The 25,262-nt window shown below is 68.0% G+C and carries 23 protein-coding genes and 3 tRNA genes; 9 read left to right on the forward strand and 17 right to left on the reverse strand.

Going from position 1 to position 25,262, the window contains the following annotated elements; genetic code table 11:
• The first annotated feature begins 18 nt into the window (after nt 1–18).
• Nucleotides 19–1,122 carry an SGNH/GDSL hydrolase family protein gene (locus VV02_RS06595; RefSeq protein WP_218917360.1) on the forward strand — a complete coding sequence of 368 codons (1,104 nt, stop codon included), beginning with the start codon at nt 19–21 and terminating at the stop codon, nt 1,120–1,122.
• Nucleotides 1,123–1,263: 141 nt separating this feature from the next.
• Nucleotides 1,264–1,887: a tyrosine-protein phosphatase gene (locus VV02_RS06600; RefSeq protein ID WP_169787651.1), complete on the forward strand. Its 624-nt coding sequence runs from the start codon at nt 1,264–1,266 to the stop codon at nt 1,885–1,887.
• Nucleotides 1,888–1,923: 36 nt separating this feature from the next.
• On the opposite strand, the gene VV02_RS06605 is transcribed toward VV02_RS06600, so the two are convergent.
• The 8 genes from VV02_RS06605 to VV02_RS06640 all read right to left on the reverse strand — a co-directional run bounded on the left by VV02_RS06605 (nt 1,924) and on the right by VV02_RS06640 (nt 6,139).
• Nucleotides 1,924–1,999 (reverse strand) — tRNA-Phe (locus VV02_RS06605).
• A 13-nt stretch (nt 2,000–2,012) separates the two neighbouring features.
• Nucleotides 2,013–2,089, reverse strand: a tRNA-Asp gene (locus VV02_RS06610).
• 28 nt (nt 2,090–2,117) lie between these two features.
• Nucleotides 2,118–2,190, reverse strand: a tRNA-Glu gene (locus tag VV02_RS06615).
• Between the two features lie 130 nt (nt 2,191–2,320).
• The gene (locus VV02_RS06620) at nt 2,321–2,809 is read right to left on the reverse strand and encodes a cupin domain-containing protein (RefSeq protein WP_052590545.1); all 489 of its coding nucleotides are present in this window, start codon (nt 2,807–2,809) and stop codon (nt 2,321–2,323) included.
• A gap of 26 nt (nt 2,810–2,835) precedes the next feature.
• On the reverse strand, nt 2,836–3,396 hold the full coding sequence (locus tag VV02_RS06625; protein WP_218917361.1) for a DUF6886 family protein: 561 nt from the start codon (nt 3,394–3,396) through the stop codon (nt 2,836–2,838).
• Nucleotides 3,378–4,397, reverse strand: a complete 1,020-nt coding sequence (locus VV02_RS06630) for a PHP domain-containing protein (protein WP_052590549.1) — start codon at nt 4,395–4,397, stop codon at nt 3,378–3,380. Before VV02_RS06630 ends, VV02_RS06625 begins: the two co-directional genes overlap by 19 nt.
• A gap of 107 nt (nt 4,398–4,504) precedes the next feature.
• Nucleotides 4,505–5,470 (reverse strand): LLM class F420-dependent oxidoreductase, encoded by a 966-nt coding sequence (locus VV02_RS06635; RefSeq protein ID WP_052590550.1) that lies wholly within the window; start codon nt 5,468–5,470, stop codon nt 4,505–4,507.
• A 51-nt stretch (nt 5,471–5,521) separates the two neighbouring features.
• Complete coding sequence (locus VV02_RS06640; protein WP_052590552.1) at nt 5,522–6,139, reverse strand: SGNH/GDSL hydrolase family protein; 618 nt, start codon at nt 6,137–6,139, stop codon at nt 5,522–5,524.
• Nucleotides 6,140–6,187: 48 nt separating this feature from the next.
• Between VV02_RS06640 and VV02_RS06645 the strand changes: the two genes are divergently transcribed.
• Nucleotides 6,188–6,667 carry a hypothetical protein gene (locus VV02_RS06645; RefSeq protein WP_052590554.1) on the forward strand — a complete coding sequence of 160 codons (480 nt, stop codon included), beginning with the start codon at nt 6,188–6,190 and terminating at the stop codon, nt 6,665–6,667.
• 5 nt (nt 6,668–6,672) lie between these two features.
• Here the strand turns inward: VV02_RS06645 and VV02_RS06650 are convergent, their stop codons facing one another.
• The 4 genes from VV02_RS06650 to VV02_RS06665 all read right to left on the reverse strand — a co-directional run bounded on the left by VV02_RS06650 (nt 6,673) and on the right by VV02_RS06665 (nt 9,935).
• A complete protein-coding gene (locus tag VV02_RS06650) occupies nt 6,673–7,227 on the reverse strand; it encodes a hypothetical protein (protein ID WP_052590555.1) in 555 nt (184 codons plus the stop codon).
• On the reverse strand, nt 7,224–8,474 hold the full coding sequence (locus VV02_RS06655) for an MFS transporter (protein ID WP_052590558.1): 1,251 nt from the start codon (nt 8,472–8,474) through the stop codon (nt 7,224–7,226). Before VV02_RS06655 ends, VV02_RS06650 begins: the two co-directional genes overlap by 4 nt.
• A gap of 109 nt (nt 8,475–8,583) precedes the next feature.
• On the reverse strand, nt 8,584–9,246 hold the full coding sequence (locus tag VV02_RS06660; protein WP_052590560.1) for a maleylpyruvate isomerase N-terminal domain-containing protein: 663 nt from the start codon (nt 9,244–9,246) through the stop codon (nt 8,584–8,586).
• Nucleotides 9,243–9,935: a DUF305 domain-containing protein gene (locus tag VV02_RS06665; protein WP_169787652.1), complete on the reverse strand. Its 693-nt coding sequence runs from the start codon at nt 9,933–9,935 to the stop codon at nt 9,243–9,245. Before VV02_RS06665 ends, VV02_RS06660 begins: the two co-directional genes overlap by 4 nt.
• 170 nt (nt 9,936–10,105) lie before the next feature.
• On the opposite strand from VV02_RS06665, the gene VV02_RS06670 reads away from it, so the two are divergent.
• The gene (locus tag VV02_RS06670) at nt 10,106–11,575 is read left to right on the forward strand and encodes an LVIVD repeat-containing protein (RefSeq protein WP_052590571.1); all 1,470 of its coding nucleotides are present in this window, start codon (nt 10,106–10,108) and stop codon (nt 11,573–11,575) included.
• A 356-nt stretch (nt 11,576–11,931) separates the two neighbouring features.
• The gene (locus tag VV02_RS26880) at nt 11,932–13,062 is read left to right on the forward strand and encodes a TetR/AcrR family transcriptional regulator (RefSeq protein ID WP_281177335.1); all 1,131 of its coding nucleotides are present in this window, start codon (nt 11,932–11,934) and stop codon (nt 13,060–13,062) included.
• Nucleotides 13,063–13,140: 78 nt separating this feature from the next.
• On the opposite strand, the gene VV02_RS06680 is transcribed toward VV02_RS26880, so the two are convergent.
• Nucleotides 13,141–14,520: an SPFH domain-containing protein gene (locus VV02_RS06680; protein ID WP_218917362.1), complete on the reverse strand. Its 1,380-nt coding sequence runs from the start codon at nt 14,518–14,520 to the stop codon at nt 13,141–13,143.
• Nucleotides 14,517–16,424, reverse strand: a complete 1,908-nt coding sequence (locus VV02_RS06685) for an SPFH domain-containing protein (RefSeq protein ID WP_052590580.1) — start codon at nt 16,422–16,424, stop codon at nt 14,517–14,519. The genes VV02_RS06680 and VV02_RS06685 overlap by 4 nt, the downstream gene beginning before the upstream one ends.
• 253 nt (nt 16,425–16,677) lie before the next feature.
• Between VV02_RS06685 and VV02_RS06690 the strand changes: the two genes are divergently transcribed.
• From VV02_RS06690 to VV02_RS06700, 3 genes are all read left to right on the forward strand, one after another.
• Nucleotides 16,678–17,907: a polysaccharide deacetylase family protein gene (locus tag VV02_RS06690; RefSeq protein WP_052596635.1), complete on the forward strand. Its 1,230-nt coding sequence runs from the start codon at nt 16,678–16,680 to the stop codon at nt 17,905–17,907.
• 100 nt (nt 17,908–18,007) lie between these two features.
• The gene (locus tag VV02_RS06695) at nt 18,008–18,508 is read left to right on the forward strand and encodes a hypothetical protein (protein ID WP_052590582.1); all 501 of its coding nucleotides are present in this window, start codon (nt 18,008–18,010) and stop codon (nt 18,506–18,508) included.
• A gap of 210 nt (nt 18,509–18,718) precedes the next feature.
• Nucleotides 18,719–21,625 (forward strand): AfsR/SARP family transcriptional regulator, encoded by a 2,907-nt coding sequence (locus VV02_RS06700; protein WP_052590584.1) that lies wholly within the window; start codon nt 18,719–18,721, stop codon nt 21,623–21,625.
• A gap of 64 nt (nt 21,626–21,689) precedes the next feature.
• Here VV02_RS06700 and VV02_RS06705 read toward each other — a convergent pair whose 3' ends face one another.
• From VV02_RS06705 to VV02_RS06715, 3 genes are all read right to left on the reverse strand, one after another.
• Complete coding sequence (locus tag VV02_RS06705; RefSeq protein ID WP_083449972.1) at nt 21,690–22,547, reverse strand: phage tail tip lysozyme; 858 nt, start codon at nt 22,545–22,547, stop codon at nt 21,690–21,692.
• Between the two features lie 151 nt (nt 22,548–22,698).
• The gene (locus VV02_RS06710; RefSeq protein ID WP_052590586.1) at nt 22,699–23,598 is read right to left on the reverse strand and encodes a peptidase inhibitor family I36 protein; all 900 of its coding nucleotides are present in this window, start codon (nt 23,596–23,598) and stop codon (nt 22,699–22,701) included.
• A gap of 69 nt (nt 23,599–23,667) precedes the next feature.
• Nucleotides 23,668–24,507 carry a peptidoglycan-binding protein gene (locus VV02_RS06715; RefSeq protein ID WP_052590588.1) on the reverse strand — a complete coding sequence of 280 codons (840 nt, stop codon included), beginning with the start codon at nt 24,505–24,507 and terminating at the stop codon, nt 23,668–23,670.
• 233 nt (nt 24,508–24,740) lie between these two features.
• On the opposite strand from VV02_RS06715, the gene VV02_RS06720 reads away from it, so the two are divergent.
• Nucleotides 24,741–25,241: a hypothetical protein gene (locus VV02_RS06720; RefSeq protein WP_052590590.1), complete on the forward strand. Its 501-nt coding sequence runs from the start codon at nt 24,741–24,743 to the stop codon at nt 25,239–25,241.
• Nucleotides 25,242–25,262 lie beyond the last annotated feature (21 nt).

Below are 25,262 nucleotides of genomic sequence, written 5' to 3' on the forward strand. Positions count from 1 at the left end.
CGACTACGACGGGGGCTCGTGGGAGCCGCCGCATTGAGCCTCGCCTGTGCGACGGTCGCCTCGCCGGCCAAGGCAGGCGCCAGCGACAGCGACTCGCAGACAAGCGCCTCGAAGACCAGCACGGCGTCGAAGGTCAGTGGGCCGCGCGTCGCGCCGCTGGCCGGGAAGACGTTCACCAAGTACGTCGCCCTCGGCGACTCCTACTCGGCCGGACCGCTGATCCCCTGGAACAGCTCCTGGTGCTTCCGCTCCAACAACAACTACCCGTCGTGGCTGGCCACCCAGCTCGGTCTGTACTACAAGTCCGGCGCGTTCACGGATGTCACGTGCTCGTCGGCTGAGACCACGCACCTCACGCAGCCGCAGCCCACACCGACGGCCGACCTGAACCTCGCCAACCAGGCGCCCCAGCTCGACGCCCTGACGCTGGACACGGACCTGGTCACGGTCGGTCTCGGCGGCAACGACTACAGCGTCTTCGGCAACATGGTCTACGAGTGCCCGAAGTACCGCGACTCGGACCCGACTGGCTCGCCGTGCAAGGACCACTACACGGTCAACGGCGTCGACACCTTGACGGCCGCTCTCGGCAACACGGAGAAGAACCTCAAGCGTGCGGTCAAGGCGATTCGCGAGCGTTCGCCGGGCGCCACGATCGTGATGGTCGGCTATCCCCGGATCTTGCCGCCGACGGGCTACTGCCCGGACGTGGTCCCACTCGCGGATGGCGACTACAAGTGGGGTGACAGCCTGAACCGGCGGCTCAACCTCGCCGTCTCCAACGCCGCCAAGTCGATCCCGAACGTGCAGTACGTCGACACGTACGGCCCGGGTCTGGGCCACGACGCGTGCGCGGGCGATGCAGCCTGGGTCAACGGCCAGTCGACCAATCTGCTCGCAGCTGTGTCCTACCACCCCTTCGCGGCAGGTATGAAGGCGGAGAGCAGCCTGATCTACAAGCAGCTGACCGGATCGGCCCCGAACGCAGCGTTGAAGGTGCCCGCGGCCTCCAAGCAGCGGACCTCCAGCAAGACGGACCAGGACGCCCAGAAGTGGCTGCGTAGCCACCCGAAGGCCGTCCTGCCGACGAGTCCGAAGGCCGCCCTGCCGAAGAGCCCGTAGGCCCGGATCCCACGGCCCATCGCTGGGCGCGGGAAGAGACGTACGACGAAAGCCGCAGCCCCACGGGGCTGCGGCTTTCGCGCGAGGTGAAGCGGCGATCACGTCACGCGCGCGCCGCCCGGCGGAGCTACGGTGATCGCTGTGCGTCCCCTGACCTGGCCCGACTGCCGCAACGTGAGGGACGTCGGCGGGCTACCGACAGCAGCCGGCAAGCTGCAGCTGGGGCGCATGGTCCGCAGCGACAACCTCGACCAGCTCAGCGCAGACGGCCTCGCGGCTGTCGAGACCGCCGGCGTCAGCAGGTTCGTCGACCTGCGAAGTGCGTGGGAGTGCGCGAAGTACCCGTCGCCGTACGCCGATGATCCGCGGTGGCTGAACGTACCGCTCCTGGGTGACGACGATGACCTGCCTGGGGCCGACGTGTTCGAGCAGTACCGAGCCCTCATCGACGAGCACCGCGACCGCATCGCTCTGGCCGTCGTCGCCATTGCGGATGCGCCCATCGGGTGTGTGGTCGTGCACTGTCATGCGGGCAAGGACCGAACGGGCATCGTCATCGCCCTGGTCCTCGATCTCGTCGGCGTGCAGCCGGAACTGATAGCTGCTGACTACGAGGGTTCTGGGGCTGACGGCGAGACGATGTGCCGCCTGCTGGAGCACGTCCATGAGCGCTACGGCAGCACGGCCGCGTACCTCGCGGGGGCCGGGGCGACCACCGAACAGCTGGGCGCGGTGACCGACCGTCTGATGGTCGTGCCGACATGACGAAAGCCGCAGCCCGTGGGCTGCGGCTTTCGGTGATGGTGGCCAGGGACGGGGTCGAACCGCCGACCTAGCGATTTTCAGTCGCTCGCTCTACCAACTGAGCTACCTGGCCAGGTAGTGAATACTGGCGACCCCGACCGGGCTCGAACCGGCGACCTCCGCCGTGACAGGGCGGCGCGCTAACCAACTGCGCTACGGGGCCTCGTGAAAGGCTTCTTGCAAGTACTGCGTATCCCCAACGGGATTCGAACCCGTGCTACCGCCGTGAAAGGGCGGGGTCCTAGGCCGCTAGACGATGGGGACCTGTCGACAGGTCCCGGCCCGCCAAGCGCCAGCTCGGATCCGTCGAGGACTCGGTAAGCATAGGGGGAGCCTGGCCGATCCGCCAAAACGGCCCCGTGGAGCCTGATCTGGGCCCGGACTGACGCGGTTTTCAGAGCCAGTAGTTGTCGTGCGCGAGGTAGAAAGCGTCCTTCTCCTCGTCGGTCATGGTGAGGCCGTCGCCGAGCCTCTTGAGCGTCTCGAAGTACTCCTCGCGCGGGGCGCCCGGCGTGAACATCAGCAGCATCGAAGCGGGCGCTCCTGACTCGTTGCGGAAGCCGTGTACGCCGCCCGGCGGGACGTGCACGAAGTCGCCTGCCGTGCGCTCGCCCCAGTCGTGGCCGTCGTGGATCTTGACGACACCGGACAGGATGAAGAACGACTCGGAGATCGTGCGGTGGAAGTGCGGGTCAGGCCCGCTGACCTGGGTGCCGAAGTTCCACCGGTACATCCCGAAGGCGCCACCCGTGCTCGCGCCGGTCGCCAGGTAGTCGACCGTGCCACCCTTGGTGTACGTCAGGTCTGGCTGGGCATCGCCGCGTCGCAGGGTGGCGGTGAGCTCGCCGTCATCGCCGAAATAGACCGGGTCGGGGTAGGACATGCCTCCACTCTTCCCGACCAGCGGCGTCAGCGCTCACCCTTCGGCTGCGCGTGGCGGAGGCGAATGCCACTGAAGCCGAGCGAGCTCTCGATCACTGCGTCCCAGAACGCCCACAGATTCGGCAGGACCCGCAGCTGGATGCCGGCCTCCTCGTGGAGGGCGAGGAGATCGCCCACGGGCTCTGGGGGAGCCAGCGGTTCGACAGGGACCGTGGCGACCATGGCATGCAGCTCCGGCGTGCCGAACGGCGAGAAGTGTTGCGCCGGAAGGCGGTAGGCGTACAGCTCGACCGTGCGCACGCGGTCGAGCCAGGCGTACTCAATGGCGTGCACTCGTTCGCCCCCGCCAGGGCCGATGATTCGCTCGCGGTCCGCGTCCGCCGTCCGGTCCGTGGTCCAGGCCATGGCGCGCGGACACTGTCGCGGGAACCAGTAGTCGGGAGACCGGTCAGCGTCGACCGCCCAGACGTACGCCTCGGCCTGCTGGGCGGTCGCGGCCACGTGGGGGACGAAACGAGTGATTGTCGGGTCCTCGGAGAAGTGCAGGACCTGGCCGGGCTCAGGCCGCATCAGGACTTGTCGGCCCACGCCAGGAGACGGTCGCGCTCCCAGGTGTTGACGATGCGCTCGATCGGGACGCCGAGGCGCTCGGCGCGCTCGCAGCCGTACTGCTGGAAGTCGAGCTGCCCGGGGGCGTGCGCGTCGCTGTCGATCGAGAACAGGCAACCCATCTCGAGCGCCTGGGTGAGGAGGTTGTCCGGAGGATCGCAGCGTTCGGGACGGGAGTTGATCTCGACCGCGACGTCGTTGTCGAGGCACGCCTGGAAGACCTGGTTCGCGTCGAACGTCGACTGCGCGCGCGTCCCGCGCTCGCCCTCGACGAGGCGGCCGGTGCAGTGGCCCAGGATGTTCGCGCGCGGGTGCTGCACGGCGGCGACCATACGGCGGGTCATCGCGTCCGGGCCCATCTTGAGCTTGGAATGGACCGAGACGACGCGCACGTCGAGCCGCCCCAGCATCTCTTCGGTCTGGTCCAGCTCGCCGTCATCGAGGATGTCGACCTCGATCCCTTTGAGGAGGGTGAACTCACCGTCGAGGTGCGCGTTGATCTTGTCGATGATCTTCAGCTGCTGCGAAAGTCGTTCTGCCGAAAGGCCATTCGCGACTCGCAGCTTGGGGGAGTGGTCGGTGAGCACCAGGTAGTCGTGGCCCAGCTCCATCGCCGTGGTGACCATCTCGGGGATCGGTGAGCCCCCATCGCTCCAGTCGGAGTGGCAGTGGCAGTCACCCTTGAGCGCGGCGCGATGCTCGGCTCCGCCCTCCACCAGCGGCTTGTCCCACTTCTCTTCCAACGTGGTGAGGTACGCCGGTCGCTTGCCTTCGAGGGCCTCGCGGACGACCGCTTCGGTGGACTTGCCGATACCGGGCAGCTTGGCGAGTGTCCCGTCCTTCGCGCGCTGCTCGAGCTCGTCGCGCGGCGTGCTGAGCACGGTGTCGGCCGCCTGACGGAACGCCTTCACCCGGTAGGTGCCCGCGCGAGATCGCTCCAGCAGGAAGGCGATCCGCCTCAGTGCGTCAAACGGCTCCACCCGCCGAGCCTACCCATCCGCGCCTCAACCCACTTGGCCGACAGTGCAAGCCGCGTCGCTACCCAGATCCGGGAAGCGACGCGGCTTGCACTGTCGGCCAAGAAGGGTCAGAAGACGAGGGGCTTCAGGGCCTCGCCGGCGGCGGTGATGATGCCAGGCTCGTGACCGTTGCCGATCAGGTTGATCACGATGCTGTCGACACCTACGTCGATGACCTTCTCCTTGATCTGGCCAGCCACCTCGTCCGGCGTGCCGATGAACAGACGCCCGCCATCGGTGAACGCCGCTGGGTCGAGTCCCAGCTTGCCCGCGTGCGCCACTGCGACCTCGCGCGCCCGGTTGCCGTCAGGGTCGGTGAATACCGTTGCCAGGTAACTGGTCTCGAGGGTCGACCGGTCTCGTCCGACCTCCGCGCAACGCTGGTCGAGGGCCTCGAGCTTGCGCGGCAGCTCGTCCGGACCGCAGATGATGTTCAGGTGGTCGGCGTACTGCGCCGCCAACCGGAATGTCTTCTTCTCACCGGACCCGCCGAGCATGATCGGCAGGTCATCGCGAAGCCGCGGCTCATTGCGGACGCCGTTGACGGCGTACCACTTGCCCTTGAACGTGGGGTTCTCGCCGCGCAGCATCGGCTGGATGATCTGCAGGCCCTCCTCGAGGCGCTCGAAGCGGTCGGTGAAGGTGCCGAACTCGTAGCCCATCTCGTCATGCTCGAGCTCGAACCAGCCGGCGCCGAGGCCGAGGACGGCGCGGCCACCGGAGATCACGTCGAGGGTGGTCACGGTCTTCGCGAGGTGGGCCGGGTTGCGATAGGTGACGCCGGTGACGAGCGTCGACAGCTGGACGGACTCGGTCGCGCCCGCGATGGCGGCCAGCGCGGTGTACGACTCCAGCATCGGCTCCTCGGGCTTGCCGATCATGGCCAGCTGGTAGAAGTGATCCATCACGAGGACGGTGTCGAAGCCCGCTGCCTCGGCCTCGCGCGCCTGCGCGGCAACCGTGGGGAAGATGGCGTCCGGCCGCTCGCCGGGATAGGTGAAGTTCGGGATCTGATAGCCGAGACGGATGCTCATGCTGCCGACGCTACGACTTAGAGCGCGCTCTAACGCAAGGGCTGGTTCGCCTCAGCCGAGATCGCCCAGGCCGACCGTGCGGAGCATGTGACGAGCCATCGCCTCGTGCCCGGCCGCGTTGGGATGGATCGGATCGTCCAGCCAGGCGACCGGCTCCTCATCCCCGAAGTGGTCCTGCCAGTGCCCCTCATGATCGACCAGGAGGACGTCGTACGTCGTCGCGACCTCGCGGGCGACGTCGCCGTAGGCCGTCATGTCCGGTCGGCCCGCCGCGGCCGCTCCGGCGGTGATCAGCGCGGGCGTCTGCAGGGTCACCTGAGCGCCGAGATCCGTTGCGCGAGTGACTATTTCGCTCAGCGCCTGACGGAAGCGCGGGATCCCGTCGGCGCCGTCCATCGCGTCGTTCGTGCCCAACGAGATGCTCACGACGTCGGGCTCGAACCGCCCGACCAGATGGTCGAACCGGTCCAGCACTTGCGGCGCGGTCCAGCCGGACATGCCGGTGTTGATGACGACATCGTCCAGTCGCCCGAGCTGGAATCGCACACGCTCGTGCACGTGCTCGACCCAGCAGCGGGCACCGTGGGTGTGGAAGACGCCCTGCGTGATGCTGTCGCCCGTCATCACCCACGTCATCGGTTCGTCGGTCAGACGAATCGGTTGTGACATCAATGCTCCTGCAGTGTCGGGTCCGGACGATGGCTAGGGTCAACGGCCATGAGGACCTGGTTGATTCCCGTCACGCTCGTGCTCGGCGGGCTCTGGGTGTGGTGGGTACGCAACCGGATCCGGTCGGCGTACCTCACCCGGCTGGTGCGCGCGGCCAAGGGTAGTGCCCTGCGAGCTCGTACGCTCTCGCTCACCTGGCAGCTCGTCGCCGCGGTGGTCGCGACCGCAATGGTCGTGCTCGCGATGGTCGCGCAGATCAGCTGGGATGCGCCGTACCTACGAATCCCGTTGCTGCTGCTGGTGATTGCGCTGTACGTGCCGCTCACCACGCTGGCGAGCGGCCGGGACGCGACGGCCGGGAAGCAACGCAAGGTTCAGGTCCGCAAGTCCGTGCAGCAGCGGCTCACCGAGGCTGGGTCCACCCCGGACGTCACGCACGCGATCATCAGCGTGAGCCGACCGTTCTCGTACTACGGGCTGATCGTGTTCGTCGTCGCGACGGTACTGCTCACCTGGCATGACACCTGAGCCGGTCAGGTCAGCCGAGTCGCGCCGCTGCCGGGCAGCTGACGTGCCTCAGCGGGCTGGTCCGGCTCGGACGGCTCATCGCCCTTGTGCTGCATCTTGGCGGCGGCCTCCTCGGCCATCTTGGCCGCCCGGTCCTGCAGGACCTGCGCGACGAGCACGACGCCGACCACGCCGACCGCCATCCAGATGCGCGGCCGCTTGACGCCGCGACCCACCAGGAACTGCTCGGCCTTGGCGTCGGCCTTGAGCCCGATACCTGAGGTCACCAGGGTCAGCCCGCCCGTGACGGCTGCGAGCGCCCCGGCCGTGGAGCCTGCGCTCGCGCCCTTGCCACCGAGGCGACCAGCGAGCAGCGCCGGAGAACCGGTCGGGTCAGCCGACCCTCCCGTGCCCAGCAGCATCGAGGCGCCCGTGCCGGCGGTGTTGGTCGCCAGCATGCTGCGACGCAGCCACTTCGGAAAGCGCGCGGGACGCAGCAGGGTCACCGCGCCCGCAGCACCGGCCGCGGCGAGGTTCTTGGCCAGAGGGGAGCTCAGGAAGGAGCTCTTGGTAGTGCTCATGGGTGCACTGTATTGACGAGGGGTGCCCCATGTCGCGCACGCTCGTCGGCACGTCCCAAGAGGCTTCGGCCGGACCACGAGATGAGCACGGCCAGTACGCCGGCCGCCACCGTCACCGCGAACGCCGGTGTGTGGCCGCCCCAGTCCGCGAGCCGGCCTGCGATGGCTGCACCCGCGGCGTAGCCGAGACCGGTCGCCGCGGCCAGGAGAGTCATGGCGGCGCTGGTCCGCGACGCCGGTGTCAGCTGCTCGCCGAGCGTGAAGGTCGTGATCATGTAGGGCGCGACGCTCAGCCCGAGGACGAGCAGCACCGGCGCCAGCGTCGCGAGCGACCTGACCATCAGCAGCGGCAGGGCGAGCGCGAGGAACGCGACCGCGAACCAGCGCAGCCGGGTCGGCAGCGCGAACCGGTCGGGCAGGCCGGCGAGAGCCAGTCCGGCCGCGACACTGCCGATGCCGAGCAGCGCGTGGAAGATGCCGGTCAGCCCGGGCGCTCCCGCATCGGTCGCCAGCACGGAGGTGCCGGTCTGGACCGAGCCGAACACCATCCCGATCGCCAGCTGGGCGAGGCACAAGACGGTCAACGCCGGCGTGAGCAAGCGGCTCGCGCCCTCAGCCGAGGCGCGGGGCGCGGCGTGGGCCACGCGCGCCGTCTCGTGCAGCGCGAACCACGTCCCGAAGACGGCCAGCAGGACCGCGGCCGTGGCGAGCGCGAAGGTCGGGCTGACGATGCTGACGCACAACCCGACCAGGGCGGGGCCGAGCACGAACGACGCCTCGTCGGCCGCACCTTCGTAGGAGAAGGCGGTGCTGACGAGCCGCGGCTGGTGCGGACCACTGTCGGCGGTGATCGGGCGCCAGCGCACCCGCGCGAGCGGACCGACCTGCGGCATCAGGAACCCGGCGACCGCACTCGCGACTGCAGCCCACGCCCAGGACAGATCGGAGTGCGCAGTGATGAGCAGAACGGCGAGAGCAAAGGCTCCGGTCACCGACTGGATGAGGACGACGAGCCGCTGGCCGGCGCGGTCGGCCCAGCCACCCCACATCGGGGCGCCGATCGCGTTGGCGACTGCGAGGGCACCGGCACAGGCACCGCCCGCGCCATAGCTGTCCGTGGTGTCGGCGATGAGCAGCAGGACGCCGAGCTGGCTCATCGCGAGGGGGAGTCGACCGAGGAAGGCGACGAGGACGTACGTCAGGCCGGTGGAGGCGAACAGACGTCGATAGGACTGTGTGGGGGACACGGGGCTGGGCTCCAGGGGTAGCGCGAACTAAGTCGCGCGCCTTCCCACCCAACAGGCACGCAGAGCCCTGTGCAGCCTCCAGTTTACCGCCTGCAGGAGGGTCCCAGGTTCACCCCAGGACGAAGGGCAGCCGAGCGGCCAGGTCACCCAGCTCCGCGGTCTCCGCGGCTGTTGGAGTACGCCGGCCGGTGCCGATCAGGAGGGCGTCCGCGTCGGAGAACGACGCGGGGAACGAGGCTCCAGCGATCTGCTCGAGCATCGCGCGCGTCCGCGCCAGCGCGTCCGGAGGCGGCCCGGTGACGTCGGTGAGATGTGCCACCAGATCGAGGTGATGCAGCGTCCACTCCAGGACGTACGCCGACAGGTAGTCGCCGGCCGTCAGCACCATCTCCTGGGTGCTGACCCGCAGAGCCGGGTCGGCCAGCTCGGCCGCGCGACCGGCCGCGGAGCCGACGTCGTCCAGGTGGAACTTCAGCAGCTCGGGGTGCTCGTACGCCGCCGCCAGACGGACGATCAGCGCATCGAGCGGGTCGTAGCCGGTGGGCGGCGTCTGGGAGACCGTCCAGTAGGTCACCGCGTCGTGCGTGGGCTCCGTGTCAGCGGGAGTGACGAGCGTGATCAGGACGTCCTGCGCGTCGATGACCAGGTGGCACACGAGGTCTTGTACGAGCCATCCGGCGCAACCGGACGGCTGCGCGAAGTCCGCGTCCGAGAGCCCGGCCACGGTCGTACGCAACGCAGTCCATGAGCGGGAGAAGAGATCGACGGTCACTGGGGGAGCCCGCTTCGGATCGACTTCATCCGGGTGATCTGCGATGTCTGCACCGAGCCGATGTCGTTCGCCATCCGCTCGGCGTCGTCGTCGGTGCCGGATCTGCCGCGGGTGCCGACCATCGTGAGCGCGCCCTGGTGGTGACGGATCATCAGCGTCAGGAACTGTCTGTCCTTCGCCGGACCCTTGGCGCCCTGCAGGTCGATCAGCTGCTGTTGCGTGGCCATGCCGGGCATCATCCCGTGATGGCCGTCGGCCTTCATCCGGGTATTGGTGGCCTGCGGCGGCACCGCCTTGTGGTGCTTCTCCAGCCAGGTCTTCATGACCCGTATCTCCGGGCCCTGCTCAGCCTTGATGCGCCGTGCCAGCGAGCGTGCCTGGGAGTCGGTCAGACCCGGCAGCGCGATGTCGACCATCGTGATGGCCTGGGCGTGGTGAACGATCATGTCCTGCATGAAGGTCACGTCGGCCGGCGCCGGCTCGGCCTTCTTGCCGGGCACCGCCTGCGTCCCGCTCAACGAGGAGTTGGCCTCGCCGGGTTTGCCCGGCTGCAGCACCGGGGCGCTGGGTGACGTGGCGGTCGAAGTGGGGCGCGCGGAGTCGTCACTGCTGCAGGCGACGAGCGCGAACGTGAGGAGCACGGCCAACCCGGCGAAGGTCGTACGACGGCGGCCTGGTGCGAAGGACATGGCTCGATGATCGCTGCGTACGACGGCTGCGGCGGCCATTAGACCGCCGCTTTACCCAGCCTTGACCTTGCTCTCCTTGTTCTGGTGCTCGGCCGCAAGGGAGGGTGGTCAGACTCCCATCCTCCGTACAGGCGGCAGTCAGCCACGGGAGTACGAGACAGGAGCCATCTATGCGATCAAGCAGAAGGTTCGGCCTGGCGCTGATCACCAGCGCCGCGCTCGCGACGTCAGCGGGTGTCAGCATGGCAGCGGCTACCGGCGATCCCGGTGACGGCAGCGGACCGGTCGGCGACGAGCAGATCCGGTCGCACCACGCGCCGGCTGCCAAGCCAGGTGACCCGCTGAACGACCCCGCCGAGATCGGACGGTCCGGCCTCGGCCTGCAGGCCGACCAGATCGGCCGCAGCGCCAACGTCAAGCGGGCCGCGAGCGTCGCGCCGAGCGGTCCGCTCGCCGACGGCACTGGCACCGACATCGCCTTCCAGGGCAACAAGGCGTTCGTCGGCAACTACAACGGCTTCACCATCTTCGACGTCTCCAAGCCGTCGAAGCCCAAGATGCTCGCGCAGGTCCTGTGCCCGGGCTCGCAGAACGACGTGTCGGTCTCGGGCAACCTGCTCTACCTGTCGACCGACTCCTCGCGGTCGGACGACTCCTGCGCGTCGACGCCGCAGCCGGCGACCGAGAAGTCCAGCTGGGAGGGCATCAAGATCTTCGACATCTCTGATGTGCGCAACCCGAAGTACATCAAGTCGGTCGAGACCGCTTGTGGCTCCCACACGCACACGCTGATCCCGGGTCGCTCGAGTGAGTTCCTCTACGTCTCGAGCTACAGCCCCAACGAGACCTACCCGGACTGCAAGCCGCCGCACGACTCGATCTCGATCATCGAGGTCCCCAAGAAGGCGCCGACGCAGGCCAAGGTCGTCGCCGAGCCCAACCTCTTCCCCGATGGTGGGACGCCCAACGCCGGGACGACCGGCTGCCACGACATCACGGCCTACCCCTTGAAGAACCTCGCGGCCGGTGCGTGCATGGGTGACGGGATCATCCTCGACATCAAGAACCCGGCGGCGCCCAAGGTCATCGAGCGGGTCTCGGACAAGAACTTCGCCTTCTGGCACTCGGCGACCTTCAACAACGCCGGCACCAAGGTGATCTTCACCGACGAGCTCGGTGGCGGTGGCGCGGCGACGTGCAACGAGAAGACCGGTCCGGAGCGCGGTGCGGACGCGATCTACGACCTGAGCAAGCGCAACAAGCTCACGTTCAAGTCGTACTTCAAGATCTCGCGCTACCAGACCGACGACGAGAACTGCGTCGCCCACAACGGCTCACTCGTGCCGGTCAAGGGCAAGGACATCATGGTCCAGTCCTGGTACATGGGTGGCACCCAGATCTGGGACTTCACCGACTCCGCGCACCCCAAGGAGCTCGGCTACTTCGAGCGGGGTCCGGCTGCTGGCGAGGACGGCGGCGGCACCTGGTCGTCGTACTACTACAACGGCCACGTCTACTCCTCGGACCTCGGCAAGGGCTTCGACATCTTCAAGGTCAGCGGCAAGGACTTCGACCAGGCCGCGAAGGTGAAGATGGACCAGTTCAACCCGCAGTCGCAGCCGTACGTCGGCAAGCACTAAGCACTGACGGCACGTACGTCGAGGGCCGGGTCTCCCCGCGGGGGAGACCCGGTCCTTTCGTGTGCTGCCGCTGCAGCCACCGGTGCTCAAGCTGCACCGAAGGAGGGCCAACGCGTCACCGACGAGGAGGTACGGGGCGTACTGCCGTGAGCGGATTGCGGATATAGGGTGCCGCGAAGCGTGGAGTTCGCGACGGACCTCCCGATGTCCGAGGCCGGCAAGACCCTCAAGCGAGAGCTGCGCGAGCCCTACTGGGACGGTCACGAGAGGCGAGTGCACTGACGGCGCAACGGAATTCAACGCAGCGGGCGGTCGCCCCTGCTCGGGGCACGCGACCGCGCAACCGCCGGGCGCTGATCCTTGCCGCCGCCGCCGAGCTCTTCGCGGAGCGCGGCTATCCCCAGGTGGCGATGAGCGACATCGCCGAGGCGGTGGCTATCGGCCCCTCCGCGCTGTACCGCCACTTCCGGGGCAAGCAGGAGCTGCTGCACGAGGTCATCAGTACGGCATTCACCGCGCTGGGTGTCGCGCTCGAGACGGACCTCGCCGACGGTCGGGCAGGACTGGACACGATCGCGGCCGCGGCCCTCGAGCACCGCGGGGTCGGAGTTCTCTGGCAGCGCGAGGCCCGGCATCTGGAGCCTGAGCGACACGAGGAGCTGCGTGCCGAGCTGGTCGCCATCTCAGGACGCCTGGCCGCCAAGATCAGCGGAACGCGCGTGGACCTCCACAACCAGCAGGTCGACCTGCTGGCGTGGGCGACGCTGGGCAGTCTGATCAGCGTGTCCTACCACCGAGTTCAGCTCCCACGTGCTGACTACGTACGTCTACTGGCTCAGCTAGGTGCTGACGTGCTGGCCACCACGTTCTCTGCGGAGTCGGGGCCGGCGGCTGCATCCCCGAGCCAGGTCGAGCCCACGTCGTCGACCAAGGACGCGGTCGTCAGTGCGGCGATGCAGCTGTTCTCCCAGAGGGGCTACCACGGGACGAGCGTCGATGACATCGGTGCGGTTGTCGGAATCGCAGGGCCGAGCATCTATCACCATTTCCCGAGCAAGCCAGAGGTGCTGCTCGCGACGATCGCCGAAGGTGAGCGCTGGTTGACCGACGACCTCGCTCGTACCCTCGCCGAGACGACCAGTCCGGTCGAGGCACTCAACCGGGTGGTTCGGTCCTTTGCCGAGTACGCGCTGAGCCACCCGGACGCCATGGACGTGCTGATCGCCGAGACCGACGCGCTGCCGTCATCGGAGCAACGACGGGTCCGGAAGGTTCAGCGCGACTACATCAACGCCTGGGTCGACCTGCTGCGCGACCTGCACCGGCTCGACAACGGCCCGGCCAGGATCCGAGTCCAGGCGGCGTTCACCGTCATCAACGACGTCGCTCGGACCCCGCACCTGCGCGGGGCGCCCGACATCGGCCCGGCCGTCGTGGCCATTGCGTCGTCGATCCTGGGTCTGACTGTCCAGGCGCCGGTCGAGTAGGCGAGCCCCAGGGCGAGACGTATCGAGACCAGGTGCGCATCTGCACCTGGTCTCGATACGTCTCCGCTCCCGCTCCGCCTACTCGACCGACGAACGGTCGATGCCGCGAGCTGCCTTCTGCGCCAACGACTCCACGCGCTCCGTGGTCTCCTCGGAGAGCGCCGGCGTGCGCTGACCCTGACCCTGACCCTGACCGAGCCGCGGCAGCAGCTGCGCCAGCATCAGCGTCGACAGTGCCGAGCTGTCTGTCGAGCCGGAGTCGGTCTGCACGATGACCGGCTGTGGTGCACTCCGAGCGAGCTGGGCGCCGACGTCGAGCCGCCGCCTCGCCAGCTCGTAGCCGAGCACCGCACGGTTGTCGCGGTACGCCGTCGCCAGCTGCTCCTGAGCCCGCGCCTCTCCTTGTGCTGCAACGAGATTCGTACGACCACGCGTCTCGATCTCGTACTTCACCCGCTGCGCCTCGGTCTCCTGCTCCTCCAACATCTGTGCGACGTCCTTGCGCGCCTTGTTGAGGGAAGCGTTGACCTCGATGACCTTGGCGTCCCGCACCTTCTTGGACCGCTCGATGTCCATCAGCAGCGTGTCGATCCGACGCTTGCGAGTGAGCTCCCACTCCTTCTCGTACGCCGACAGCTCCTTGGCCACGCGCTCGCGCGTCGAGATGTGCTGGCGGTACTGCGTGGGCAGCTGCACGTCGGGGATGTTGCAGCCGAGGATCTGTACGCCGTAGCGAGCCAGCTGGCGGTTGAGCAGCTCCTGCATGTCGGCGACATCGGAGCCGCGCAGGTCGTACGCCTGCTCGGTGCGGACCAGGCGCGAACGCTGACGGATCGCGTCCTGCACCGAGTTGGACAGCACCAGGTCGAAGTTGCCCGCGCCGATCGTCTGCACGAACTGGATCGCGTTGACGATGCGGAACTTCAGGAAGAACTCGATCGACTTGAGCGGGACGTTCTCATGGGTCGGGCACGCGAGAACCGGTGCGTTGTAAGGGATTTCGGTCGTCACGTCGACGACATAGGCGACCCGCGCCCAGGGGTGCCACAAGTAGTGACGCCCCGGCGAGAGGCCCGGGCCGGTGATCGCACCGAACTTCGTGAGGACCCCGACCGTGCCCTCCTCGATCTCCACGATCGACGAGCGCCACCACCACAGGAACGCCAGCAGCAGGAACGCGAGCCCGCCGACAGCCGCCGGCACCGTGAGCCAGTCGGCGTCCGTGGTCGCCGAGATCGCCGCGGTCGCGAACGCCCACAGTGCGATCCAGACCAGCGTCAGCCAGCGCAGGCCGCGGCTGTCCTTGGGGATGACCACGGGCACGATCGCGCCGGACTCGCCACCGCGCAGCAGCTGTCGAATGTCGCCCCATGAACCGAGGACTTCCTTGATCGAGGACATGCCTCGTGGCCGGCCGACGCCGGCGTCCTGCATCGTCTCCTGCGTCGCCTGGCTCATCGCTGGGTCCCTTCGGTGCCGTCGTTCGTCCTGCGGTGCCGTGCAGACCTGGTCGCCAACGGCGTACTGCCGCCCTCGTTGGTCGAGGAGCCCGAGGCCTCCGCCGCGTTGGTCGAGTAGTCCGGAGCCTCCGCGGCGTTGGTCGAGTAGTCCGGAGCCTCCGCGGCGTTGGTCGAGTAGTCCGGAGCGCTAGCGGAGGACGTATCGAGACCCGGTGCCTTGTCGGGAGACTTCGCGTCCGCGGTGTCGGTGGTCTCGATACGGCTCGCGCCAGGGCGCTCGCCTACTCGACCAGCGGTTTCGCCGGAGGGTGGGGCCTCGACGGAACGACGGATCGCGTCCAGCCGGTCGGCGCCGGGCAGCGCCTCGTCGGCGGTCGTCTCCGGTACCTCGTCCAGCAGCGTCGGCTCCGGTGGCTTGAGGAGCTCGGCAATCGAGTCCTGACGGCCGTCGATGCGGGTCGAGATGACGTCCTTGCGCTGTCGGATCCCGTCCAGCTCCTCGGCGGAGAACAGCTGCGTGCCGCCACCACCGACCAGGCCCTGAGCGATCTTGAGGTAGTCGACGCTCTCGTCCTGCCCGCCGATCTGCACGATCTGCGGAAGGCTGCCGCGCACCTCCTCCAGCCGCGAGAGCAGGTCCTGCTGGTAGCGGTAGTCGAGGATCTCCGGTGCCTCAGCGGCACTCATCGCGCGGATGTCGAGCGCCTGCGCCTCGAGCAGCGCCGCGTTGGCGTTGGCATCGGACTCGGCCTCGACGAACCGCTGACGAGCCATCGCCTTCGCACGGTTGGTCTCGCGCTCCAGCGCGGTGTCCATCTGCGCCTGGTACTTCGCGATGTCGGCCTGGATCGAGCTCAGCGTCTCGTTGAGCGAGGCGAGGTCCTTGTTGACGTCACCTTCGTTCTGCTCCTTCTTCAGCTGCAGCTCGTACTCGTACGTGTACGCCTCCTTGGCGACGCGCACCATCTCGGGCGCCGCGAGGTCCATCCGGTACTCCTGGCTGGACGGCTCGGCGTGCGTGATGTTGGCGTGCGTGAACTCGACCGCCGGCGAGAACTGGTGGTTGAGCTGCTCCAGCAGCCGCTGCGTCGACTCACCGACGAGGTCGTAGATGCCGGACGCCTCCTGCTCGTAGATCAGCGAGCGAGTGGTCTCGGAGATGGCGTTGTTGAGCTTGTCCTGGAAACCCTGGACAGCTCCGAGCGCGAAGATGAAGTTGCGCGGCTCGACGATCCGGAACTGCAGGAACAGGTCGACACTCGCCTGCACGCCGCTCTTGGTCGGCGCCTGGTGGATCGGCGCGTTGAACGGGTACTCACGCGTGGTGTTGACGATGTACGACACCCGCTTCCACGGGTTGAAGAGCGTCACCAGTCCGGGGCCGACCTGGTTCTCGACCTTGCCGAACCGGCTGATCAGCGCCTGACACCCCTCCGGCACCATCACCATGCCGAGCCGCCACCACAAGAACGCGGCCATCAGGACCAGGATCACCCAGAAGTGCGGCCCGAACAGTGCCAGGGTCAGCCCGTCCACCGGCAGCAGGACGATCGCTCCGACTGCGCCGAGCACGGCGAGCGCCAGGACGGGGAGCATGCCGATGAAGCGGCGGCCCTTGGGCATCACCATCGGTGTGATCACGTGGACCGGGCCCTGCGGACCGGGTTGATAGCTGGACTGGTTCAGCGTCTCGCTGGCGTTGTCGAGGGAGCAGGTCTGCTGCACGATCCGGGTTCCGGTTGAGAAGCCGTGCTGCCTCGCGGTAGCGAAGTCCCCGGGGTCCAGTCCGGCAGGGAGTCGTTCTCCGGCCGCTTGCTGCACGGCGTTGCCGACGACCTCCCGGATGTCACCGCCTTGCGCGATCTGTGTTGCGGCCTCTCGGACCTGGCCTGCGCGACCCATCGATGTCCCATCTCGAAATGTTGTTCCCCCAACCACGACATCCGTGACGGGGCGGCGTGGTGCTGACGGAGTTTGGCATATGGCAGGTTCCTGACCGGGGCGAATCCGTGCCAATCGTGCGACGGGCCGGTCATGTCCTCGACTCGACTCTCGTTTAGCCCCAACCTGGTTGGGGAGCCGAACGTCGTACGGCACGTATGACGGTGTCGAAGGACGACCGCACCACAGACGGTCGTCAGTTGGGGTGAAGGCCATGTCGGATGTCAGCCGCCGGTCTGCGCTGGGCGCAGCAGCGGTCGGAGCAGGCGCGGTGCTCGCGTCCTGCTCGAGCGAGCCCGAGGCAGGGCGAGGTGCATCGACAAGCCCCAGTCGGCGTACGACGAAGCCCAGCTCTCCCACCCCGTCGCCGACGCCGACGGGCAAGACGATCGGCGACGGCTCGATGTCGGACACCGGGCCGCAGCCGCACCAGCCGCCCGCTCCCACACGGCTCAAGGCCGGGCAGAAACCACCGCAGTTCGTGGTCATCTCGTGGGACGGTGCGGGGGAGTCGAGTCTGAAGCTCAACTCTCACTTCCAGGACGTGGCACGTGAGTACAAGGCGTCGATGACGTTCTTCCTGTCGGGCATCTACTTCCTGCCGCGCTCGAAGAAGGCGCTCTACCACCCGCCACGGCATCGGGTCGGCGCCTCGGACATCGGCTACTTCCCGGATGACTGGATCCACGCGACGATCGAGCAGACCGGCAAGGCCTGGTTGGCCGGCCACGAGATCGGCACCCACTTCAACGGGCACTTCTGTGGCCCGACCGGCGTCTCGCAGTGGTCGCCCGCGGACTGGAAGGTCGAGATCGACTACGTCCACCGGTTCGTCTCGCAGTGGCGCACCAACACCGGCTTCACCGATCTGCCGTCGCTCCCGTTCGACTACACCAAGGAGCTCGTCGGCGGCCGCGCTCCGTGCCTCGAGGGCTTCGAGAACCTCCGCAAGGCAGCCGGTCAGCTGGGCTGGCGCTACGACTCGAGCGGCACTCGTCCGGCCTCCTGGCCGTCGAAGGTCTCGGGTGTCTGGGACCTGTCGATGCAGCCAATTCCCTTGCCTGGCACGCGAGCTGGCGTGATCTCGATGGACTACAACTTCATGGCCAACCAGTCCAGGGTGACGCAGGGCGACCCGGCGATGCGGCCGACGTGGAAGAAGCAGACCGTGAAGTCGTACGCCGACGGCTTCCGCCGGTCCTACAACGGCAACCGTTCTCCGCTGGTCATCGGCAACCACTTCGAGCACTGGAACGGTGGCATCTACATGGACGCCGTGACCGAGGCGATGGCGACGATGGCGAAGTGTGAGGACACCCGGTTCGTCACGTTCAAGCAGCTCTGCGACTGGCTCGACGCGCAGGACCCCGCCGTGCTCGACAAGCTCCAGCACCTCAATGAGGCACCGACCGGCGGCTGGGACGAGTACCTCCAGCTCACCTGAACTGGTGGCCCAGTGGTCGCCGCGCATTTACCTGCAGCAGACCCGAGGCGTCCTAATCTCGGGCGACGAGCAACCGTGCTCCCCGAGGTCAGGAGATGTGATGCGCGTTCCCGTACGCCGAGCAGCACAGATGGGTGCAGCCGTCACGGCTGCTGGACTCGCGGTCTTTGGACTCGCACCGTCCGCCTCCGCAGTCACCAAGCTGACCCAGGCGCAGGCGGCCTCGTTGCTGTCTGCAGCCGGGGTGACGCACTCTTCCAGCGGCGGATGCACCAACCGCAACAACGCCTCATGCACGTCGTACGAGCAGATCAACCAGACCACGGTGGACGGCGTCAAGACGCTCAAGCGGGCCAGCGGCTGCGCGATCAACATCACCGGCGGCACCGAGACCGGCCACGCATCGGGCACGTACAGCCACTGGAACGGCTACAAGGTCGACATCACCAAGTACGCGTGCGTGGGCAGCTACATCAAGAACACCTTCACTTACATCGGTCTCCGCGGAGACGGCTACCCGCAGTGGAAGGCGGCCTCGGGCAACCTCTACTGCGACGAGGGCAACCACTGGGACATCACCTACTTCACCAGCGGCGGCTGACCGGTCGGCTACGACTACCCCGCCGATCTATCCACTACCCCTCGTGAAGTAGCCGGTCACTTCACGAGGGGTAGTGGCCGTTTCGGCGGGGTAGTGGGCGAGGGCAGGGGAATCCGTCGCTCGTTGATCGCCGCTCGTTCACCGTGGGCGGCTAGGTTCCATCTCATCGGCGTGGGCCGATGCTCTGGGGTCACGAGCGGAGTCAGGGTGATGCGGATCAGGGTGCTCGGGCCGGTCGAAGTGCTCGAAGGTGGGGACTGGCACCGGGTCGGTGGAGCCAAGTGCAGGGCGGTCCTGGCCGCGCTGGTCGCACAGGCGCCCGCTTCCGTATCGATCGACACTCTCATCGACGAGGTGTGGGGCCAGTCGCCACCCAAGACTGCATCGACGCAGATCCACGGCTACGTCCTACGACTGCGCCGCCTGCTCGACGACACGTGCGGCAAGGTGCTGGTGACGGCGCCACCCGGCTATCGGCTGGAAGTCGAGCCGGAGGAGGTCGACGCCCAGGCCGCGAGCGCGGGCCTTGCCGACGGGGCGAGCCTCCTGCAGGCCGGAGCGCCCGACGAAGCGGCGACCGTGCTGACCCAAGCGCTCGCACTCTGGCGCGGAGAGCCGTACGCCGACGTCGACTCGAGTGTGCTCGTCCAGCCACGTGTCGAGCGGCTGCGCGAGCTGCGGATCTCGCTGGTGGAGACCCGTTTCGAGGCCGAGATCGACGCCGGGCGGCACGCCGAGGTGATCGGTGAGGTCCGCGACCACATCGGTGCGCATCCGCTGCGCGAGCAGCCGTGGCAACAGCTGATGCTCGCGCTGCACCGCAGCGGTCGGCAGGCGGATGCGCTCCAGGAGTACCAGCGTCTGAGGCGGCTGCTGATCGACGAGCTCGGTGTCGAGCCGTGCGCCTCAGTGCAGCAGCTGCACGAGCAGATCCTCGCGGGTGAGGTGGAAGACCATGCCGTCGCTTCGCCCGTGCGGGTCGCCGCGCTCACGGCGGTCTGCCAGCTGCCGGCCGACGTCGCCGATTTCACAGGGAGGCACGAGGAGTTTCGTACGGTCGTCGACCTGACGACCGCCTCTGACCCGGCTCAGCCGCCGAGCGTCGTGGTGGTGCACGGCGCGCCCGGTATGGGCAAGTCGACGCTGGCGTTGCGGGCCGCGCGACATCTGGCTGATGCGGATGTCTTCCCGGACGGGCAGCTGTACCTCGACCTCGCCGGGACCTCCGACCCGCCACGCGGGGCCCCGGCCCTGCTCGCCGAGATCCTCGGCTCACTCGGCGTCATCGGCCGCGCCCTGCCCGACGAGTCCGCGTCCCGATCCTCCTTGCTGCGCTCCATCCTGGCCGAACGTCGCATCCTCGTCGTGCTCGACGACGCGGCCTCGGCCGAGCAGGTACGACCGCTCCTGCCGCCCAACGGTGGCAGCGCACTGATCGTGACCAGCCGCAGGCTGCTGACCGGGATCCCGGGAGCGCGCCACGTCCAGCTCGACCCGCTCGACGCGACATCGGCGTACGAGCTCCTCGGCCGGATCGTCGGGCCCGAGCGGGTGGCTCGGGAGGAGGAGACCGCGCACGACATCAGTCGCGCGTGCGGCTACCTGCCGCTGTCGATCCGGATCGCCGGCGGCAAGCTGCTCGGTCGGCCGGGCTGGTCCCTCGCGGTGCTGCGCTCGAGGCTCGCGGACGAGTCGCGGCGGCTCAGCGAGCTGCGGCTGGGAGACCTCGATGTGCGATCCAGCGTGGACCTGTCGCTGCGGTTGCTGCCCGACGACGCGCGACGGGCGTTCGGGTTGCTGGGTCTGCTCGGGCCGTGTGACGTGCCGGGTTGGGTCGTCGCGCCGCTGCTCGACCGCGACGAGGCCGACGACATGCTCGACGCCCTCGTCGATGCCAACCTCGTGTCGCTCGCCTCGACCGATGCGCACGGTCAGCCGCGCTACCGGCTGCACGACCTGCTCCGCGTACGCGCCGTGGAGTCGTGCGATGACCTCGACCTCTCGGAGCGGCGGGCTGCCGTCGAACGTGTCGTAGCGACCTGGCTGCACCTGGTCGAAGAGGCGCAACGGCGGCTGCCGCCGAGCCCGCTCGACCCGCCTCGGGGCAACGCCCCTCGTCGGCCGCTTCCCGAGCCGGTGGTGGCGGTGCAGGTCGCGGATCCGTTCTCCTGGCTCGACGCCGAGCGAGGCACGTTGCTCGCGATGGTGCAGCTCGCGGCTGACTGGGGTCTGGTCGAGCTGTGCTGGGAGCTCGCGGCCGGGATGTCGGCCTACTTCGACGACCGAGCGCTGCTGGATGAGTGGCGACGCAACCACGAGACCGCGCTCGATTCGGCCACCGAGGACCGTCTCGGTCAGGCCGTGCTGCTGCGCGGCCTGGCGCAGATCCACCTCTACCGCTCCGAGCTCGATGAGGCGGCGCAGCTGTCCGAGCGCTCCCTGGCACTCTTCCGCGGACTCGGTCACCGCCGTGGCCAAGCCATGGCGCTGACCGGCCTGGTCTCCTCGCACCGGCTGACGGGGCGGTTCAGCACGGCGTTCGACCTGATCAAGCAGGCTCTTGAGCAGGTCGAAGATCTGGACGACCGGGCGTTCGAGGCGCACCTGCGGTGCTCGGCCGGGATGATCCGCGTCGCCCAGGGGCGGCTGCCCGATGCGCGCCGGTGGTTCCGGCAGTCGCTGGCAATGGCGAGAGAAGAGAGCGACGTCCACCGCGAGGCCGTTGTCCTGCGCGAGCTCAGTGAGCTGCAGCACCGGTCCGGTGAGTCGGCCGAGGCGTTGACGGGGCTCCGCGACGCGACCGCGATTCTGGCCGAGCTGCAGGACGAGCGCTGCCTGGCGTTCACTCTCACTCGGCGCGCGCAGATCCACTCTGAGCTCGGCTGCCCGGAGGAGGCGTGCGCTGACCTCTCCCAGGCGGCCGCGACCTTCCGCCGCAACGGCACGTGGGCGGACGAGGCGAGCTGCTACCACGCGATGGCCCAGCTCGAGGTCGCGCGCGGCGACGTCATCACGGCCCGGGAGCACCTACGTCGGTCGACCGAGCTGTGGCGCGCGACCGGTCACACAGAAGAAGCCGAGGCCTCGGCCTCGGCGCTGCAACAGCTCACCGCGTGACCGGTGGGTCGGCGCTGGGGAGCGGCCGACCCACCGGGGATCTCACGGGTTGTGCGTCACGGGTTTACGCGTAGTTGTCGTAGACCTGGTGGGCGTACGTCTTGCGGGCGGCGGTGTTGCAGGTGCCGCATCGCTCGAAGTAGTCCTGGAAGACCACCACGGCCGTGTCGACCGTCGTGGACGCCACGAGCGGACCCTTGCCGTAGGTACTGAACGTATTCAGCTCGTACTGAATGAATTTCAGCTGCAACGTCAGTGACCAGGGCGACATGCCGAGCTTGTTGGCGTACCAGACGACGTTGTCGTTGGCGGAGGTGTCCCAACGCCCGCCGGTGCTCCACTGGGCGATGCCGCGACCGGCTCCGCCCGACTGGTTGGCGTTCGGGTTGACGCTCGTGCCGGACTCCTGCATCAGGTTGCCCACCACGCCGGCAGCCTGCTTCTTGGTGTAGCCGATGCCCACGAAGAAGTTGAACGCGGCCAGCTGGTTGTTCGAGTAGGACCGGTGAGAGGCGTTGTTGTTCTTCAGGGTGGAGTTCAGGTTGGCCTTGGTGCCGGCCGCGATCGTCTGGCTGGAGCCGCCGTAGTCGCTGTTGAAGTACACCGTGACCGGCTTGCTGGACTTGTTCCAGACCGAGGCCGCGTTGTTCTTGACGCAGAGGCCCTTGCCGGCGCCGGCACCCTTGAAGTCGTAACAGCTGGGCTGGGTGGCGCCGTAGTCAGCAATGTCGCCGGTGAAGTCGGAGATCGAGCCGGCCTGATTGCTGTTGTAGTAGTAGCAGAACTCGCCGCTGTCGCAGACTCCGTCACGCCCGGCGGCTTGCGCCGCCGACGGTGCGATGATGCCGGCCCCCACGATCCCGAGGGTCGCGAGTGGAGCAAGGGCCAAGGTCGTACGGCGAGTCAGTGAACTTAATCTCATCGGAGCTCTCCTTGAGGGAAGGAAGCGATGCCGTACGCCACTGCGTGCGACGTCGTCGTTCGAATCGAACTGGTACTGCGAGAAATTGGAGCTGCGAGGTCCGGCCTGGCCTGTCCTACAGGCCGGACCCCGCAGAGTGTGGGGGAGGGGCTCAGTCGGCGGAGATGTTGTAGCCGCGGGACTCCCAGAACGCGGTCGGGTTCTGGTTGGTCAGGTCGGGGTCGCCGACACTGACGGCTGCCGCGGTCTGACGGCCCAGTCGCATCTCGACGTGGGTGTGTGCGCCGCTCGCGGCGGAGATACCGCGCCAGTCCTCGACCGCGATCTGCTGACCCTGACTGATCGACTGGCCCACGCTCAGCGCGAGCGGGTCGGTGTGCAGGTAGACGATGGTCTTGTCCAAGGAGGCGTTGTAGATGGCGATCGTCGACAGTCCGTCGCCGCCGCGTGCGCCCTGGCTGACGCGGGTGACCGTGCCGGGCACCATCGCGTAGACCGGGACGCCGACGGCGCGGGCGATGTCGATGCCCTCGTGACGGCCGCTCTGGCTGAGGTAGCCGTCGAAGTAGCACGAGATGTGGCCGGCGGCGCCCTTGTACGGCGCGTTCGACAAAGCCGTGCGGCTGGCGCTGCCGTATCGATGACCGGCATTCTCGTTCTTCAGCTCAGCCTTGAGGTTGGCCTTGCTGTTGGCAGGGATGGAGTCGATGGCGCCGGCGTACCCGCTCTTGTAGAAGACCGTGACGACAGCGCCCGTGCGGTTCCAGACCGACGCGGCGTTGTTCTTGACGCAGAGGCCCTTGCCGGCACCGGTGCTCTTGAAGTCGTAGCAGCCCGGCTGGGCTGCACCGTAGTCGGAGATCGACCCGGTGAAGTCGGACAACGACCCGGCCTGGTTGCTGTTGTAGTAGAGGCAGAACTCGCCGGCATCGCACACACCGTCGCGAGCTGCTGCGTGCGCCGGTGACGCGGCGAACGCGGCTACTCCTGCGGTGAGGGTTGTTGCGGCGACAAGAGTGAGTGATGCAAGACGCTTGCTGACCTTGGGCATGACTTCCTCCTCATTGAAGTGGTGCAGGTTGCCCCTGGGCCGGACGGGGACCCGGCCCAGGAAGATCGATCAGGCGTGCGCGCGGAGGTAGTCCTCCCACGTCACCTTGGTCACCTTCGGCCCGTTGTCCGGGCCGTTGTTGGCCAGGCCGTTGAGGCCGAGGTAGTACTGGCCGACCTGCTTCTGCGCAGAAGGCGACAGGTCCGTGTCGTTCACCGCGATGCCGTGGATGTGCATCGGCCAGTCACCTTCGGAGGGCAGTCGGAGCCACGCTGCGAAACCGACCTGGCGCAGCGCAGTGACGAGCGCCGTCCGCTGCCCCGAGGTCAGTGCCTCGGCGTCGATGTCGACCGCGCCGCCACCGTCGTGCGTGCCAGCGGAGGTCGGGTCCTCTCCAGGTGAGTACGACCCCTGCTCCACCACGAGCGCCGCACCGGACAGCTGCTTGGCCTTGTTGAGCATGGCCACGGTGCGGGTGTTGAACGGGAAGCCCTGCAGCGTCGTACGCGCACCGATGGAGACCGGGCGGGTGACCGAGAACCGTTGTGCACCAAGGGCGGCCAGCGATGCCTTGCCCGGGAGCCCGTTGGCGGCGAGGCCGGTGTAGCCGAGCGACTTCTGCCACTTGATGTACGCCGTGCGCGTCACGGTGCCGAAGTGGCCGTCGACGTACTGGCTGGCCAGGAGACCCTGGGCGACCAGCGCGTCCTCGACGAGCGTCACGCTCGGGCCGGCGCCGGGAGTGACCGCCTCATCGGGCTTCACCGGGTCGCGCTGAGCAGCGAGCAGCGCCATCTCCATGTTGACCACGGGCAGGGCGGCGTGGGCGGCACCGGGGCGGAGGACCATCGCGGCGCCGACAGCGGCACCGGAGGCGATGAAAGTGCGGCGGCCGAGCGAGGGGACCATGGGCTCTCTCCTTGGGAAGTCGAGCTGATGGCTTCACCGTGGACCTGCTCGCTACTGCCCGGCTACGACCTCGCTACGGTCTCGCTGTAGTCGGCGCTGAATCGGCTGCGGCGCCAGTCATTTCTGCCTGTTCTGTCCGGAGGACGGACAGGGTCTGGCGAGGGGTGGTGGGGGCGGCTGTAGCGTTATCTGAAGCGGCCACCGGCGCGCGGTGGTCGGCCCCGGAGGCGACTGTGCGAGCACGGATCGTGGGCTATCTGGTCATCGCTGCGGTGGTGATCGCAGTCGGCTTTGCCGGCCGCGCGCTCTCCCAGGCCAGCGAGTCCGATCACACCCCCAAGCTCGACCAGACGCAGGCCATGGATCAGCTCGGTCTCGCCGGCGTCACCTGGAGCGCCACGGGCGGCTGCAACGACTGGTACGGCTCGTCATGCACCTCGCTCGAGCAGATCAATCAGTCCACCGTCGTCGGGCTGATCGGCCTCAGGCGGGCCAGCGGGTGCCCCGTGACGATCACGGCTGGCACTGAGGTTGGGCACACCGACGACGGCGGCGCGCACTGGGCGGGCGCCCAGGTCACGTTGGCCAAGAACACGTGTCTCGTGCAGTACTTCACCCGCGTGTACGACGGTGCGGACCCCGCGGGCGTCGACCGCCCCCAGTGGAAGACGTCCGCCGGCGTCACCTACCAGGACACGGGCAAGCACTGGGAAGTGCACTTCCCGTTGAGGTAGATCGGCACGGCCGCGCTACCG

Source organism: Luteipulveratus mongoliensis (assembly GCF_001190945.1).
Classification (GTDB): Bacteria; Actinomycetota; Actinomycetes; order Actinomycetales; family Dermatophilaceae; genus Luteipulveratus; species Luteipulveratus mongoliensis.

What these genes read in the sequence shown, in the direction of transcription:
- VV02_RS06700 (WP_052590584.1), top strand. Translation starts at nt 18,719, where the DNA reads ATGCGGATCAGGGTGCTCGGGCCGGTCGAAGTGCTCGAAGGTGGGGAC.
- VV02_RS06665 (WP_169787652.1), bottom strand. Translation starts at nt 9,935, where the DNA reads ATGTCCTTCGCACCAGGCCGCCGTCGTACGACCTTCGCCGGGTTGGCC.
- VV02_RS06620 (WP_052590545.1), bottom strand. Translation starts at nt 2,809, where the DNA reads ATGTCCTACCCCGACCCGGTCTATTTCGGCGATGACGGCGAGCTCACC.
- VV02_RS06670 (WP_052590571.1), top strand. Translation starts at nt 10,106, where the DNA reads ATGCGATCAAGCAGAAGGTTCGGCCTGGCGCTGATCACCAGCGCCGCG.
- VV02_RS06685 (WP_052590580.1), bottom strand. Translation starts at nt 16,424, where the DNA reads ATGGGTCGCGCAGGCCAGGTCCGAGAGGCCGCAACACAGATCGCGCAA.
- VV02_RS06710 (WP_052590586.1), bottom strand. Translation starts at nt 23,598, where the DNA reads ATGCCCAAGGTCAGCAAGCGTCTTGCATCACTCACTCTTGTCGCCGCA.
- VV02_RS06715 (WP_052590588.1), bottom strand. Translation starts at nt 24,507, where the DNA reads ATGGTCCCCTCGCTCGGCCGCCGCACTTTCATCGCCTCCGGTGCCGCT.
- VV02_RS06705 (WP_083449972.1), bottom strand. Translation starts at nt 22,547, where the DNA reads ATGAGATTAAGTTCACTGACTCGCCGTACGACCTTGGCCCTTGCTCCA.
- VV02_RS06640 (WP_052590552.1), bottom strand. Translation starts at nt 6,139, where the DNA reads ATGTCACAACCGATTCGTCTGACCGACGAACCGATGACGTGGGTGATG.
- VV02_RS06695 (WP_052590582.1), top strand. Translation starts at nt 18,008, where the DNA reads ATGCGCGTTCCCGTACGCCGAGCAGCACAGATGGGTGCAGCCGTCACG.
- VV02_RS06680 (WP_218917362.1), bottom strand. Translation starts at nt 14,520, where the DNA reads ATGAGCCAGGCGACGCAGGAGACGATGCAGGACGCCGGCGTCGGCCGG.
- VV02_RS06635 (WP_052590550.1), bottom strand. Translation starts at nt 5,470, where the DNA reads ATGAGCATCCGTCTCGGCTATCAGATCCCGAACTTCACCTATCCCGGC.
- VV02_RS06645 (WP_052590554.1), top strand. Translation starts at nt 6,188, where the DNA reads ATGAGGACCTGGTTGATTCCCGTCACGCTCGTGCTCGGCGGGCTCTGG.
- VV02_RS06690 (WP_052596635.1), top strand. Translation starts at nt 16,678, where the DNA reads ATGTCGGATGTCAGCCGCCGGTCTGCGCTGGGCGCAGCAGCGGTCGGA.
- VV02_RS06650 (WP_052590555.1), bottom strand. Translation starts at nt 7,227, where the DNA reads ATGAGCACTACCAAGAGCTCCTTCCTGAGCTCCCCTCTGGCCAAGAAC.